Here is a 13,403-nt window from a genome sequence, read left to right as displayed (position 1 = left end):
TATATTATACTGGGGACTGCTCCTCGCGGTCCCGGCCGCCGGCTGACCGGCGCTGCCGACCAACAGCGTGCTCGGCGATCCCACGGTCGGCGCGCCCTTCCTGCCGCTGCCGCCCGCACCGGGCGGCGCCCCGCCCGCCCCGCCCGCACCGGAGAAACCGGCCGACTCCGCGCCGCCCCCGCTGCCGGGGATCACCGGCGGGCCCGGCCCGGACAGTGTCCGGCCGACCCCCGGGCGGCGCACGCGTTCCGGCGGGCCCGGGAACGGCCCGGCCGCCGCGGAGCCTGCCGCGGCAGCCTGCGGGTGCCGGGCACCGGCCCCGGGGCGGACGCACCGCCGGAGCCCGTCGCGGCCGGGGGCTATCGTGCACAGGTGCACGAGGCGGTCCGGGACCCCGGGCAGGGCTTCTGAGGGGAGCGGATCCAGGTGATCGGACGCGCGCTGAACGGGCGCTACGAGCTCGTCGAGGTACTCGGCGTCGGCGGCATGGCCACGGTCTGGCGCGGGGTGGACCACGTGCTGGGCCGTCAGGTGGCCGTCAAGGTCCTCAACGGGGGCCTCGCCGACGACCCGAGGTTCGCCGAGCGGTTCGGCCGGGAGGCGCAGCACGCCGCCATGCTGGTCCACCCGAGGATCGTGATGGTCTTCGACTCCGGGGTGGACCAGGGCGCGCCGTACATCGTGATGGAGCTGGTGCAGGGCCGGTCGCTGGCCGTACTGCTGGCCCAGCGGCCCGGCCTGCCGGTCGAGCAGGCGGTCGGGATCGCGGCCGCCGTCTGCGAGGGACTGGCGCACGCCCACGCGGCCGGGCTGGTGCACCGGGACATCAAGCCCGGCAACATCATGATCACCGACGACGGCGGGGTGAAGGTCGTCGACTTCGGCATCGCCCGGGCCGGCTCCTCGCACGACCTCACCCAGACCGCCTCGGTGCTCGGCACCGCCGCCTACCTGTCGCCCGAACAGGCCACCGCGAGCCCGCTGGACGCCCGCACCGACCTGTACGCGGTCGGCTGCGTGCTGACCGAGATGCTCACCGGGGCACCGCCGTTCACCGCCGAGACGCCGGTGGCGATCGCCTACAAGCACGTCGGCGAGCAGCCGTTGCCGCCCTCCTACCGGCGCCCGGGGCTGCCGCCCGCACTGGACGCGGCGGTGCTGCGGCTGCTCGCCAAGAACCCGGCCGGGCGCCCGCCGGACGCGCTCTCGGCCCGCGCCGAACTCCTCTCCTGCGTCCCGGGACTGGTGCCGGTGGACCCGACCACCGAACTGCTCGCCGCCGCCCCGCTGCCGCCCGCCCACCCGGTCGGCGCGCCGTTGCCGGAGCAGCAGCACACCGCCTTCCTGCCGCCCCGGCCGGCGCCGCCCGCGCCCCCGGCCGCCACCTCGGTGATGGCGCCGATCCCGGTGGGTCCGCCGCCGCTCCCGGAGCGGGAGCGGGAGAACCGCCGCAAGCCGATCGTGCTCGGTGCCCTCGGCCTGGCGGGAGTGGCCGGCGCCGCGATGCTCGCGCTCACCGCCTTCGACGACCCGGTCGTCCCCGCGGCCGCGCCGAGCGCCCGGCCCACCGCGACCGCCCCGACGGCCACGCTGCCGCCCGCGTCCACGCCCACCGCGACGTCCACCCCCGCCCCCACGCCGACCGCCACCCCGGTCGCGACGCCCACCAGCGCGCCCCCCAGCACGCCCGCGCCGCACAACCCGGCCCCGCTGCTCCAGATCAACGCCCTGCGCCAGAGCATCGCGCAGACCCAGATGGAGAAGGACCGCAACCGCCAGGTCGACCTCCTGCGCACCCTCGACGAGGCCACCGCCCGGCTCAACGAGGGCCGGCCGGACGACGCCGCGGGCAAGCTCAAGGGCGCCCAGCGCACCGTCCGCGACCTGGCGAGGAAGCACGCGATCGACGGCCAGACCTACCAGAACTGGAACTCCCGGCTCTCCGGCCTGATCACCTCCCTCAACGCCACCGCCGACGAGGAGGACTGACGGACCGGGAGCCGCCGCCGGAGCACGCCCGCCCCGGCCTCCGGCGGGGAGGGTCCCCCACCGCACGGACCCCCTCCTCCGCGCGGCCGATGCCCGCACTCCGCCGCTGCCCGTACGTCCGGCGTGACCGGACACGCCTCCTGACAGAGCACTACTCAGGCCCCGAGGAGCCGCTGGAGGTCCTGGAGGACGTAGTTGGCGCCGGTGTAGCCGATGCCCTGGAACCACAGCTGGTCGTCGACGGGGAACGCCCGGTGGGCCTTGACGGCCTCCAGGGAGCGCCAGGCGGGGCTCGCCAGGGTGGTGGTGAGACCGGAGCGGGCGGGGTCGCCGTAGCAGGCGTAGAGCAGCAGGTCGGCGTCGGCCCGGGCGAGCTGGTCGGGCGGGAGTTCGGTGTCCGACTGGTCGGTGTTCTGGGCGTCCGGGCGGCCCAGGCCGACGTCGGCGAGCACCGAGCCGGGGAAGTTCTGGCGGCCGTAGAGGCGGATCCCGCCGCCTTCGACGAACCGGACCAGGCCGACCTTCCGCCCGCCCGCCCGGGCGGCGGCCAGCGCGGCCACCACCTGATTGACGTGCCGCTGGTAGGAGGCCGCGAAGGCCGCCGCCGCGTCCTGCCGGCTCAGCGCCTGGGCGTGGGTCTGGACGTTGGCCTTCCAGGGTGCGCCGGTGGCCGGGGTGAGGACGGTCGGGGCGATCGCGCGCAGTTCGTCGTAGCGGGCGCCGTCCCGGGTCTGGTTGGAGAGGATGAGGTCCGGCCGCAGCGCCCGGAGGGCGGCGAGGTCCGGGGCGCCGACCGGGCCGACGTACGCGACCGGGGCGAGCCGGGAGACGGGCCAGTAGTCGGGGAAGGCCCGGTCCGCCGCCGCCCGGGCCGCGCCGACGGGGGTGATGCCGAGGGTGAGGGCGGAGTCCAGTTCGGCGGTGTCCAGCGTGACGACCCGCACCGGCGCACCGGGGACGGTGACGGGGCCGGTGGCGGCGGTCACGGTGGCGCTCGGCGGCGGGGTGGGGGAGGGGGCCGCCCAGGCCGGGGGCTCGGCCGGCGGCGGCGCGGTGCTGCGGGCGGTGCAGCCGGTGAGCGCGGTGCCGCCGAGCGCGGTCAGCAGGGTGCGGCGGGTGATCGGGGGCATCGGCACCTCGGGCGGCGGGCGGAAGGGGAGCTCAGCGCGTCGATTATGTCCGAATTGGCCGGTAATCAGGGCATAAGGCGCTACCGGTCGCCGGCCTTCGCCGCCCACGGCGCGCCCGGCACCACCAGCGGCGTCCCGGTCACCGGATCCGGCACCACCACCGACGCCAGCCCGAACACCTCGCGCACCAGCTCCGCCGTCACGACCTCGGCCGGCGGGCCCTGGGCGACGATCCGCCCGTCCCGCATCGCCACCAGGTGGTCGGCGTAGCGCGCCGCCTGGTTGAGGTCGTGCAGCACCGCGACGACGGTCCGCCCGCGCTCCACGTTCAGCCGGCGCACCAGGTCCAGCACCTCCACCTGGTGGGCGATGTCCAGGAAGGTGGTCGGCTCGTCGAGCAGCAGGATGTCGGTGCCCTGGGCGAGTGCCATGGCGATCCAGACCCGCTGGCGCTGGCCGCCCGACAGCTCGTCGACGCCGCGTTCGGCCAGCTCGGCCGTCGAGGTGCGCTCCAGGGCCTCCGCGACCGCCGTCTCGTCCTCCGCCGACCACTGCTGCCACCAGCTCTGGTGCGGCTGGCGGCCGCGCGCCACCAGGTCGGCCACCGCGATGCCCTCGGGGGCGGACGGCGACTGCGGCAGCAGCCCGATCCGCCGGGCGATCTGCTTGGTGGGCACGCGCGCCAGCTCCTCGCCGTCCAGCAGCACCGCGCCGCGGGCCGGCTTCAGCAGCCGGCCCAGCGCGCGCAGCAGGGTGGACTTGCCGCAGGCGTTCGGCCCGACGATCACCGTGACCTTCCCGTCCGGGATCCGCAGGTCCAGCCCCTCGGCGACGGTGCGCGCCTCGTAGGCGAGCGTCAGGTCCCGGGCCTCCAGACGGTGGGACACCCGGTCCACGGTGTCGACGGACTCGGCATCGGCGGGCATCGGGGCCTCCACTTCAGGAACCTCCACGGCGGGAGCGGATCAGCAGCCACATCAGGTACGGGGCACCGACCAGACCGGTCACCACGCCGACCGGCAGCTCGGTGGGCGCCAGCAGCCGCCGGGCCACCAGGTCGGCCAGCACGACGACCAGCGCGCCGGTGAGCGCCGAGCCCAGCAGCGGGATCTGCGCGGACCGGGCCAGCCGCACGGCGATCTGCGGGGCCATCAGCGCGACGAAGTCCACCGGCCCGGCCGCGCCCGCGGCGCAGGAGGCGAGCACGACGCCGAGCAGCGCCATGCCCAGACGGATCCGGTTCAGCCGCAGCCCGAGGCCGACGGCGGTGGCGTCGTCGAAGGAGATCGAACGCTGCGACCGCGCCGCCCACAGCGCGCACGGCACGGCGGCCAGCAGCACCCAGCCGAGCCGGCCGGCCTGGTCGTAGCCGGCGCCGTTGAGGCTGCCGGTCATCCACACCTTGGCGGCCTGCGCCTGGAAGCCGTCGCCCTTGGTCAGGAAGACCGAGGTCAGCGAGGAGAGCGCGACGGAGACGCCGATGCCGATCAGCACGAAGCGGTGCGCGTGCAGCCCGCGCCGCCAGGCCAGCAGGTAGACCAGCAGGCCGGCCACCAGCCCTCCCGCGACGGCCGCGTACGGCACCTGGCCGGTGGAGCCGACCACGCCGTAGGCCAGCAGGCCGACCACGGTGGCGGTGGCGCCCCAGGAGACGCCGACCACGTCCGGGCTGGCCAGCGGGTTGCGGGCGACGGTCTGGATCAGCGCGCCGGCCAGCCCGAGGGCGGTGCCGGCCAGCAGGCCGACCACCACCCGGGGCAGCCGGAACTCGCCGACCACCAGTTCGTGCGGGCTCGGCTGCCCGAGCACCACCTTCAGCACCTCGCCGGGTGCCACGGTGGACTCGCCCAGGCAGAGCGAGGCGACGACGGTGACGGCCAGCGCCACCAGCAGACCGAGCGCGGCGAGGGCCGAGCGCCGGTGCAGCAGGAAGGAGGCCCTCCCGGCGCGCAGCACGGTGTAGCCGCGCAGCGCAACCCCGGACGCGGTCATGCCGCCACCACCTTCCGCCGCCGGACCAGTGCCACCAGCACCGGGACGCCGACCAGCGCGGTCATCACCCCGGCGGGCACCTCGGAGGGCGGGAACAGCACCCGGCCGAGGGTGTCGGCGAGCAGCAGCAGCGCCGGGCCGAGCACCGCGGAGAGCGCGAGCACCCAGCGGTGGTCGGCGCCGGCCACCGCGCGGGCGGCGTGCGGCACGGCCAGGCCGACGAAGGCGACCGGTCCGGCCGCGGCGACCGCCGAGCCGGTCAGCACGGTGGCGCCGAGCGCCCCGACCGCCCGGACCAGCCCGGTCTTCGCGCCGAGACCCTTGGCGGTGTCGTCGCCGAGCGCCAGCGCGTCCAGCCCGCGCGCCACCGCGAGGACCAGCACCGTGCCGACGGCCAGGAACGGCATCAGCTGCCAGGCGACGTCCGCGGTGCGGCCGGACAGCGAGCCGACGTGCCAGAAGCGGAACTGGTCCATGGCGGCGGCGTCGGTGGTGAGCACCAGGGTGTTGAGCGAGGCGATGAACGCGGACATCGCCGAGCCGGCCAGCGCCAGCTTGATCGGTGTCGCCCCGCCCCGGCCGCGCCCGGCGAGCCCGTACACCAGGACGGTGGCGATCGCGGCACCGGCGAAGCCGAACCAGACGTAGCCGGTCAGCGTGGAGATCCCGAACGCGGAGATCGCCAGCACCACGCCGGCCGCCGCGCCCTGGCTGACGCCGAGGATGCCCGGGTCGGCGATCGGGTTGCGGGTGATCCCCTGCATGACGGTGCCGGCCATGCCGAGCGCCGCGCCGACCGCGAGGCCGACGACGGTGCGCGGCACGCGCAGTTCGCGGACCACGACGGCGTTGGTGGTGTCCCCGCCGTGCAGCAGGGCGTCGAGGGTGTCGCCGAAGGGGATGTTCCGGCTGCCGACCGCCAGGCTCAGCAGCACCGCGGCGGCCAGCACGGTCAGCGCGGCGGCGAGCCACAGTATTCGGCGGCGCAGCAGGCGGGCCCTGCCGGGCGCGGTGGTGTCGGTCATGGCTCTCTCTCGCAGATAGCTCAGGCAAACCTAAGTTCCACGCCGAAGCCGGGGCAAATCGTTCCTCCGGGCCGGTTGGATAGCCTGGCCGCATGTCTGCGACCCCGGAAGCCCCGCTCACCGTCGGTTTCGACCTCGACATGACGCTGCTGGACACCCGGCCCGGCATCCGGGCCACCTACCTGGCGCTGTCGGCCGAGACCGGCACCGTCATCGACGCCGACCTGGTGGTGACCCGGCTCGGGCCGCCGCTCCTCGACGAGCTGCGCAACTGGTTCCCGGAGGAGCGGGTGGACGCGGTCGCGCACCGCTACCGCACGCTGTACGTGGACCACGCCTTCGCCCCGACCGTCCCGCTGCCGGGTGCGCACGCCGCGGTGGAGGCGGTGCGCGCGCACGGCGGCCGGGTCGCGGTCATCACCGGCAAGTACGAGCCGAACGCCCGGCTCCACCTGGAGCACGCGGGCCTGCACGCGGACGCGGTGGTCGGCGACCTCTGGGCGGAGACCAAGGGCGTGGCGCTGCGCGAGCACGGCGCCACCGTCTACGTCGGCGACCACCTCGGCGACATCCGGGGCGCCCGGCACGCGGGCGCCGTCGCGGTGGCGGTGGCCACCGGCCCGTACGGCGCCGACGAGCTGCGGGCGGCGGGCGCGGACGTCGTCCTGCCCGACCTCACCGCCTTCCCGGCCTGGCTCGCCGGGCACCTCGCCCGCGCCCGGGGCCTCGGAGAGCGGGCCTAGGCGCTCGCCGGAGCCTGGGCGTTCGTCCCGGTCCGGGCGTTCGCGCGGGCCCGGCGCCGCTGGGCCCGCGCCGAGAGCAGCAGGCCGACGACGGCGAGCAGGAAGCCGAGCGGCATCAGCATGCTCAGCCAGTACGCGGCCGTGGGTAGCCGGGTCAGGTCCAGGAACAGCGGGACGAAGGTGACGAGCGTGGCGAGCGCGCCGAGGCCGAAGACGATCGCTCCGGCCTTGACGAAGGCGTCGCCGGGGTCGGTGCTCTGGCTGCTCACGGGGCTCGCTCCTCTGCGGCCGGGACGGCGGGTTCGGCTGCCGTCCCAGTGTCGCAGAGGCCTCCGGCGCCCGTCCGGCCGCGGTGGTGCCGGACGCGCGGGCGGGCGCTTCGCGGACGAGCGGCCCCGTCACGTTGCGCAGTTTTCCGGGCGCTGGGAGTTTTGATCCCTGCTGGGCGGGGGTATGCAGGCTGTGCCGAGGGGTGCGATCAGTGCGCCCCGTTCTCTCCGACCGGAGGTGTGAGCCTGTGGACAGCGCCGAGCCGCGTCCCGTTCACGCCTGTCCCGGGTCGACCGTGGCCGCCGGAACCCCGTACGGATCTTGTGCGGAACGCGGATGAGACAGTGACGGACCGTTAGTCTGCTCCTTACAGCGTGCCAGCCGTACGCGCCCCTTCGGGCGTGCCCCCAGAGGCCGGTCCGCTCTCCCACCACCCAGTGATCCCCGGCCAGGGCCGGGATCCCTCACACCCACATCGAGGACTGTTCGAGATGCCCACCGGCCAGGTCAAGTGGTTCAACGAGACGAAGGGCTTCGGCTTCCTGTCGCGCGACGACGGCGGCGACGTCTTCGTCCACACCAAGGCGCTGCCCGCCGGGATCACGTCGCTGAAGCCGGGCCAGCGGGTCGAGTTCGGCGTGGTCGCGGGGCACCGCGGGGACCAGGCGATGCAGGTCCAGCTCCTGGACGCGCTGCCGTCGGTGGCCGCCGCCCAGCGCAAGAGCCCGGACGACATGGCGGCGCTCGTCCAGGACCTCATCACGATGATGGACTCGGTGCTGCCGGGCCTCCAGCACGGCCGTTACCCGGCCAAGCCGGCCGGTCAGAAGCTCGCCGTGCTGCTGCGCGGGGTGGCCGAACAGTTCGACGTGTAGGGCTCCCCGGCGGGGCTCAGAAGTCCAGCGCACCCGGGCCGAGCGGGGGCACCAGCCCTTCCGCGGCGGCCCGGGTGAGCAGTGCGCGGACGGCCGCGTGCCCCTCCTCGCCGAGGTCCGCGGTGAACTCGTTGACGTACAGGCCGATGTGCTGGTCGGCGACGTCCGGATCCATCTCCTGGGCGTGCTCCAGCACGTACGCGCGGCCGGCCGCCGGGTCGTCCCAGGCCTGCCGGACGGAGGCGCGGATCGCCCCGGTGAGCTCCCTCAGCCGCTCCGCGCCCAGCGAGCGCCTGGCGATGATCGCGCCCAGCGGGATCGGCAGGCCGGTCTCCCGCTCCCAGGCCTCGCCCATGTCGGCGAGGCTGCGCAGACCGTAGTTCCGGTAGGTGAAGCGGGCCTCGTGGATGACCAGACCGGCGTCCACCCGTCCGTCCCGGACAGCGGGCATGATCTCGTGGAACGGCAGCACCACGATCCCGCCCAGGCCGCCGGGCACCGCCCGCGCCGCCCACAGCCGGAACAGCAGGTAGGCGGTGGAGCGCTCGGAGGGGACGGCGACGGTCCTCCCGCTCAGGTCGTCGCCGACCTCCGGGCGGGTCAGCACCAGCGGGCCGCAGCCGCGGCCGAGCGCGCCGCCGCACGGCAGCAGGGTGTACTCGTCCAGCAGCCAGGGCAGGGCGCCGTAGCTGACCTTGAGGACGTCCAGCTCGCCGCGCTCGGCCAGGCCGTTGGTGACGTCGATGTCGGCGAAGGTCACCTCGGGGGCGTCCGTGCCCGGGACCAGGCCGTGCGCCCAGGCGTGGAACACGAAGGTGTCGTTCGGGCAGGGCGAGTACGCGATGCTCAGCCGTTCAGCCACGGCCGGCCTCCTTCACTAGCGCGGGGTGGGGCAGGGCGGCGAAGGCGCGCTCCAGCGCGGCCAGTGCCTCGCCGATCCGCCAGGCGGCCCGGTCGCGCGGGCCCACGGCGTTGGAGACGGTGCGCAGTTCGAACACCGGCACCCCGTGCCGGGCGGCGGCCTCGGCGACCCCGAAGCCCTCCATCGCCTCGGCCACCGCGTCCGGGTGGCGGGCGGTCAGCTCGGCGGCGCGGCCGGCGCCGCCGGTCACCGTCGAGACGGTGAGCACCGTGCCGGTGACCGCGTCCAGGGCCAGCGCGGCCAGTGCCGCGGCCCCGGGCGCCGGGGTGTGCCGGACGGTCCCGAAACCCAGTTCGGTGACGTCGGCGAAGCCCTCGGGGGTCTCGGCGCCCAGGTCCGCGGCGACGATCGCGGTGGCGATCACGGTCGCGCCGATCGGCGCCCGGGGCGCGAAGCCGCCAGCGATCCCGGCCGAGACCACCAGGTCGTAGCGGGCCGCGGTGAGCGCGGTCGCCGCGGCGGCGGCCGCGGCACCCGGGCCGACCCCGCCGGCCAGCACGTCCACCGTGACGCCCGAGGGGTGCGCGACCCGCTCCAGCGTGCCGCCCGGCAGCGCCACCGGCTCCGGGGCGCCGCCCGGGGAGGCGTCCGGTCCGGCCGTCAGGCCGCGCAGCACGGCCTCGGCCTCGGCCGGCACCGCGACGACGACGAGCAGCCGGGCCCGCTCGGGGCCCGGCTGCTCGCCGGGAAGACCTGCCGTCACCGCGGGACCGTCAGCTGTCCTGGGTGTTCAGCTGGAAGTACCACACGGCGTAGATCGAGTCCGGCGCCTTCGGGTCGGTCTCGACCACGGTGATCAGCGTCTTGCCGGAGGCGTTGAGCGCCTTGCTCGCCGGGACGGAGCCGGAGTACGTGACGTCCTTGGCCGCCGAGGCCAGGATGAACCGGCCGCCCTGGCCCTGCTGGCCGCCGTTGGAGTTGGCCCACCAGCCGCGGTCCGCCACGTCCGGGGTGACGCCGATGCCGATCCGGTCGCTGAGGGTCACGTCGGACTTGGGGAGGGTGCCCTCCTCCAGGGCCTTGCCGGCCTTGTCCTGGCACTCCTCCTGCTGCTGCTCGGTCAGCGGCTGGCCGCCGTTGAAGCAGAACGGGTTCTTCTCCTGCGAGGAGTTGCCTACCACCAGCGTCGCGCGGTGGTCGCTGCTCTCGTGCTGGCCGGAGGCGAAGGCAATGGACCCGCCGACCGTGCCGGCGGCGATGACGACGACGGCGCCGAGGCCGGCGATGACGCGGGTGCTGAGGCTCATGCGTCAGAGGCTACCGGGCTTTCGCGATCACGCTACGCGGGGGTCGGCAACCGCGTGTTGTCCGCGACTGCCGGGCCCGCGACGCCGGGGCACGCACCTCGCCGCGTTGTCGTCGGTCGCCAATGCTCCGCAGTGGCTCCCTCCTCCGCCCTGCGATGCACGCACCCCAACGCCGCGGCCTGTCCGACAAGATCCACAAGACACGCCCTAGGCCACCCTGGGCGCCGCCGCGCGGCGGCGCGGTCCCACCCGCAGCAGCGAGCGGAACGTCCACAGCAGCATCACGCCGAGCACGGCGGCGGCCACCGACAGGCCCAGCGTGCCGTTCAGCGGCAGCAGGATGCCGACCGCGCCGCCCGCCACCCAGGACAGCTGGAGCGCCGTCTCCGAGCGCGCGAAGGCGGAGGTGCGCACCGACTCGGGGACGTCCCGCTGGATCAGCGCGTCCAGCGACAGCTTGCCCAGCGAGGCCGCCGTCCCGGCCGTCCCGGCGACCGCCACCACGGTCACCGTGCCGTACCAGAGCGCGGCCGAGGCCGTGGCACAGCAGGCCAGCAGCAGCATCGCGGTGACCGTCACCTCCGGCGTGCGGGTGCGCAGCCAGGCGCCGAGCGCGGAGCCGAGCGCGTTGCCCGTCCCGGCGGCCAGCGCCACCAGGCCCAGGGCCAGGGTCGGCTGCAGGCCGCCCACCGGCTCCTCGCGCAGCAGGAACGCCAGGAACATCACCAGGAAGCCGACCAGCCAGCGCATCGCCGCCATCGCCCGCAGTGCCAGGATCACCGAGGGGCCGACGGTCCGCAGCGAGGCCTTGGGCCGCTGCCCGGCGGCCGGGCCGGGGGCCGTTCCGGCGGGCGCCGCGGCGGCGCCCCGGCCGTGCAGCACGCCGTGGTGGTGGCCCGGCGGGTGCTCCTCGGCGTGCAGCACGGCGCGCTGCTCGCCCTTGGCCGAGTCGACCCCGTGCGGCAGGTGGAAGGCCATCAGGGTGCCCGCGACGAACACCAGGAAGGCGCCGCGCAGCGGCCAGCCCGGCCCGATCAGGTGCAGCAGCCCCCCGACGCCGGCCGCGACCATGGTGGCCAGCAGACCGGCCAGGGTGACCCGGGAGTTCGCCTTCACCAGGGACAGCCGGCTGGGCAGCAGCCGGGGCACCACGACGCTGCGCACCACCCCGTACGCCTTGGACGCGACCAGTACGCCGAGCGCCTCCGGGTAGAGCGCGATGCCGCCGCCGACCACCACGCCGGCCATCGTCCAGGCGAGCACCGCGCGGGCCAGCATCGACATCGCCATCGCGGCCCGGCGGCCGTGCGGCAGCCGGTCCAGCAGCGGGCCGATCACCGGGGCGAGCAGGGCGAACGGGGCCATGGTGATCAGCAGGTACAGCGCCACCCGGCCGCGGGCCTCGCCGGTGGGCACCGAGAAGAAGATGGTGGAGGCGAGCGCCACGGTGATCAGCATGTCGCCGAAGGCGTTCAGCGCGTGCAGCTCGATCAGCTTGGCGAGGCCGGACTCGCCGGCGCCCTCGGCGGCGGTGGCCCGCCGGATCCGGCGGCCGGTGCCGTGCACCACCTTGCCGGTGCGGGAGCCGGCGGCGGAGGCGGTGCGGACCAGGAAGTGCCGGCGGGGCTCCTCCTCGTCGGGGCCCTCGCGGTCCCCGCCGTCCCCGCGGCCCTCGGCGTCGCCGGAGGAGCCGGGGAGGCCGGACGACGGGTCGGACGGGTCGGACGGGTCGGACGGGTCGGACGGGTCGGACGGGTCGGGGGAACCGGGGCCGCCGGGGGACTCCCCGGGCTTCCCGGGTTCCTCCGGCGCGGGCTCGGGCCCCCCTGCGCCGGGCAGTGACGAGGCGTCCACGGCTCGCGGTTCGCCCGCAGCGTGGACCGGAGGCTGCTGTCGCGGCACGGCGTTCGCCTCGTCGGGGCTGCCGGCCTGCGAGGCGCGCAGTGCGTGCTGCGACGGGTTCTCGTCCGCCACATGCCCATCCTGCCCCAGAATCGCGACGACAACGCGGGATTCCGCTCCGCGCCGCGCTGCCGACGGCCGGCGTTCGCGTTCCGGACGGTCCGGAGCCACTCCGGAACGCCCCGGACTGTGCCGGGTGGCCGACCGACGGGTAGCCTGCCCAGGGTCCGCCGAGGGCCAGACCGGCGCCGGCGGACCTGACGAGCGGCGCGGCCGGTATCCGCGGCGGGCCGCGGTCGCGCAGAATGGACGAGGAACCGAGCCGCGACGGAACAGGCGACTCGCCGTGGGCGACAGAAGAAATGGGAGAGAATCGACGCCGTGAGTGCTGCGATGCGAAGCCGTACCCCTGATCGGCTCTGTGCCGAGGCCGTCGAACTCGCCCGCCAGGCCGCAGAGGAGGCGGTCGGCGCCGAGACCGTCGGAGTCCACCTGGGTGTCCAGGCGGAGGCCGACCGTGTGGTCACCCACACCTTCGAGTGCCTGGACGCGGCCTACCGGGGCTGGCACTGGGCGGTGACCGTGGCGCGCGCCCCGCGCGCCAAGAACGTGACGCTGGACGAGGTCGTGCTGCTGCCCGGCGCCGACGCGATCCTCGCCCCGCAGTGGGTGCCGTGGAGCGAGCGGCTGCGCCCGGGCGACATGGGCCCGGGCGACCTGCTGCCGACCGACGCCGACGACGCGCGGCTGGAGCCGGGCTGGACCGGCGAGGACGAGCCCGCGCCGAACTCCGCGGTGGCCCAGGCCGCCCAGGAGGACGTGCTGGTCAGCGACCCGGACATCCAGCCGGCCCCGGTCCGCGCCCAGATCGGCGCGATCGCCGACGAACTGGGCATGGGACGCAGCCGGGTGCTCTCCCGGCTCGGCCTGCACCTGGCCGCCGACCGCTGGGAGAAGGCGCACGGACCGCAGACGCCGATGGCGCAGTCCGCCCCGGCCTCCTGCGCCAGCTGCGGCTTCCTGGTCCCGATCGGGGGCTCGCTCGGCCAGGCCTTCGGCGTGTGCGGCAACGAGTTCGGTCCGGCCGACGGCCAGATCGTCTCCTTCGCGTACGGCTGCGGCGGGCACTCCGAGGCGGCCGTCATCCCGGCCCCGCCGGCCCCGGCCGCGCTGATCCTCGACGAGCTGGTGGTCGAGCCGCTGCCGCTGCACCCGGACCGGCTCTCCGGCTCCGTCGAGCCGGACGCGCCGACCGAGGAGCTCGGCCACTCCTGACCCCGCACGGCCCGCGGCGGCCCGCCCCACCCC

13 protein-coding genes are annotated in these 13,403 nt (G+C 75.7%); 4 read left to right on the top strand and 9 right to left on the bottom strand.

The window, feature by feature from the left end; all coding sequences use genetic code 11:
- Nucleotides 1-426: 426 nt before the first annotated feature.
- A complete protein-coding gene (locus tag ACFCX4_RS26960) occupies nucleotides 427-1,989 on the top strand; it encodes a protein kinase (RefSeq protein WP_376147455.1) in 1,563 nt (520 codons plus the stop codon).
- A gap of 155 nt (nucleotides 1,990-2,144) precedes the next feature.
- Here ACFCX4_RS26960 and ACFCX4_RS26955 read toward each other — a convergent pair whose 3' ends face one another.
- The 4 genes from ACFCX4_RS26955 to ACFCX4_RS26940 form a co-directional block, all read right to left on the bottom strand.
- A complete protein-coding gene (locus ACFCX4_RS26955) occupies nucleotides 2,145-3,119 on the bottom strand; it encodes an ABC transporter substrate-binding protein (protein ID WP_376147452.1) in 975 nt (324 codons plus the stop codon).
- A gap of 80 nt (nucleotides 3,120-3,199) precedes the next feature.
- On the bottom strand, nucleotides 3,200-4,045 hold the full coding sequence (locus ACFCX4_RS26950) for an ABC transporter ATP-binding protein (protein ID WP_376147449.1): 846 nt from the start codon (nucleotides 4,043-4,045) through the stop codon (nucleotides 3,200-3,202).
- 13 nt (nucleotides 4,046-4,058) lie between these two features.
- Nucleotides 4,059-5,111 carry a FecCD family ABC transporter permease gene (locus ACFCX4_RS26945; protein ID WP_376147446.1) on the bottom strand — a complete coding sequence of 351 codons (1,053 nt, stop codon included), beginning with the start codon at nucleotides 5,109-5,111 and terminating at the stop codon, nucleotides 4,059-4,061.
- Nucleotides 5,108-6,136 (bottom strand): FecCD family ABC transporter permease, encoded by a 1,029-nt coding sequence (locus ACFCX4_RS26940; protein ID WP_376147443.1) that lies wholly within the window; start codon nucleotides 6,134-6,136, stop codon nucleotides 5,108-5,110. Before ACFCX4_RS26940 ends, ACFCX4_RS26945 begins: the two co-directional genes overlap by 4 nt.
- A gap of 92 nt (nucleotides 6,137-6,228) precedes the next feature.
- Between ACFCX4_RS26940 and ACFCX4_RS26935 the strand changes: the two genes are divergently transcribed.
- Nucleotides 6,229-6,879, top strand: coding sequence for an HAD family hydrolase (locus ACFCX4_RS26935; RefSeq protein ID WP_376147440.1), 651 nt, complete (start codon nucleotides 6,229-6,231; stop codon nucleotides 6,877-6,879).
- On the opposite strand, the gene ACFCX4_RS26930 is transcribed toward ACFCX4_RS26935, so the two are convergent.
- Nucleotides 6,876-7,148, bottom strand: coding sequence for a hypothetical protein (locus tag ACFCX4_RS26930; protein ID WP_376147437.1), 273 nt, complete (start codon nucleotides 7,146-7,148; stop codon nucleotides 6,876-6,878). The two genes, ACFCX4_RS26935 and ACFCX4_RS26930, sit on opposite strands and share 4 nt — an antisense overlap.
- Nucleotides 7,149-7,640: 492 nt before the next feature.
- Here ACFCX4_RS26930 and ACFCX4_RS26925 point away from each other — a divergent pair, with 492 nt between their 5' ends.
- The gene (locus ACFCX4_RS26925) at nucleotides 7,641-8,024 is read left to right on the top strand and encodes a cold-shock protein (protein ID WP_376147434.1); all 384 of its coding nucleotides are present in this window, start codon (nucleotides 7,641-7,643) and stop codon (nucleotides 8,022-8,024) included.
- A gap of 16 nt (nucleotides 8,025-8,040) precedes the next feature.
- On the opposite strand, the gene ACFCX4_RS26920 is transcribed toward ACFCX4_RS26925, so the two are convergent.
- The 4 genes from ACFCX4_RS26920 to ACFCX4_RS26905 all read right to left on the bottom strand — a co-directional run bounded on the left by ACFCX4_RS26920 (nucleotide 8,041) and on the right by ACFCX4_RS26905 (nucleotide 11,804).
- Nucleotides 8,041-8,886, bottom strand: coding sequence for a 1,4-dihydroxy-6-naphthoate synthase (locus ACFCX4_RS26920; RefSeq protein ID WP_376147433.1), 846 nt, complete (start codon nucleotides 8,884-8,886; stop codon nucleotides 8,041-8,043).
- Nucleotides 8,879-9,649 (bottom strand): futalosine hydrolase, encoded by a 771-nt coding sequence (locus ACFCX4_RS26915; protein WP_376147430.1) that lies wholly within the window; start codon nucleotides 9,647-9,649, stop codon nucleotides 8,879-8,881. The genes ACFCX4_RS26920 and ACFCX4_RS26915 overlap by 8 nt, the downstream gene beginning before the upstream one ends.
- 10 nt (nucleotides 9,650-9,659) lie before the next feature.
- The gene (locus tag ACFCX4_RS26910; protein ID WP_376147427.1) at nucleotides 9,660-10,193 is read right to left on the bottom strand and encodes a hypothetical protein; all 534 of its coding nucleotides are present in this window, start codon (nucleotides 10,191-10,193) and stop codon (nucleotides 9,660-9,662) included.
- 207 nt (nucleotides 10,194-10,400) lie between these two features.
- On the bottom strand, nucleotides 10,401-11,804 hold the full coding sequence (locus ACFCX4_RS26905) for an MFS transporter (RefSeq protein WP_376147457.1): 1,404 nt from the start codon (nucleotides 11,802-11,804) through the stop codon (nucleotides 10,401-10,403).
- A 684-nt stretch (nucleotides 11,805-12,488) separates the two neighbouring features.
- Between ACFCX4_RS26905 and ACFCX4_RS26900 the strand changes: the two genes are divergently transcribed.
- A complete protein-coding gene (locus tag ACFCX4_RS26900; RefSeq protein ID WP_376147424.1) occupies nucleotides 12,489-13,370 on the top strand; it encodes a DUF3027 domain-containing protein in 882 nt (293 codons plus the stop codon).
- The last annotated feature ends 33 nt before the right edge of the window (nucleotides 13,371-13,403 follow it).

Origin of the sequence: Kitasatospora sp. NPDC056327 (assembly GCF_042261735.1) — a bacterium.
Classification (GTDB): domain Bacteria; phylum Actinomycetota; class Actinomycetes; order Streptomycetales; family Streptomycetaceae; genus Kitasatospora.
Note: the sequence above shows the minus strand (reverse complement) of the source record. Positions and strands in the feature narration are given on the sequence as shown.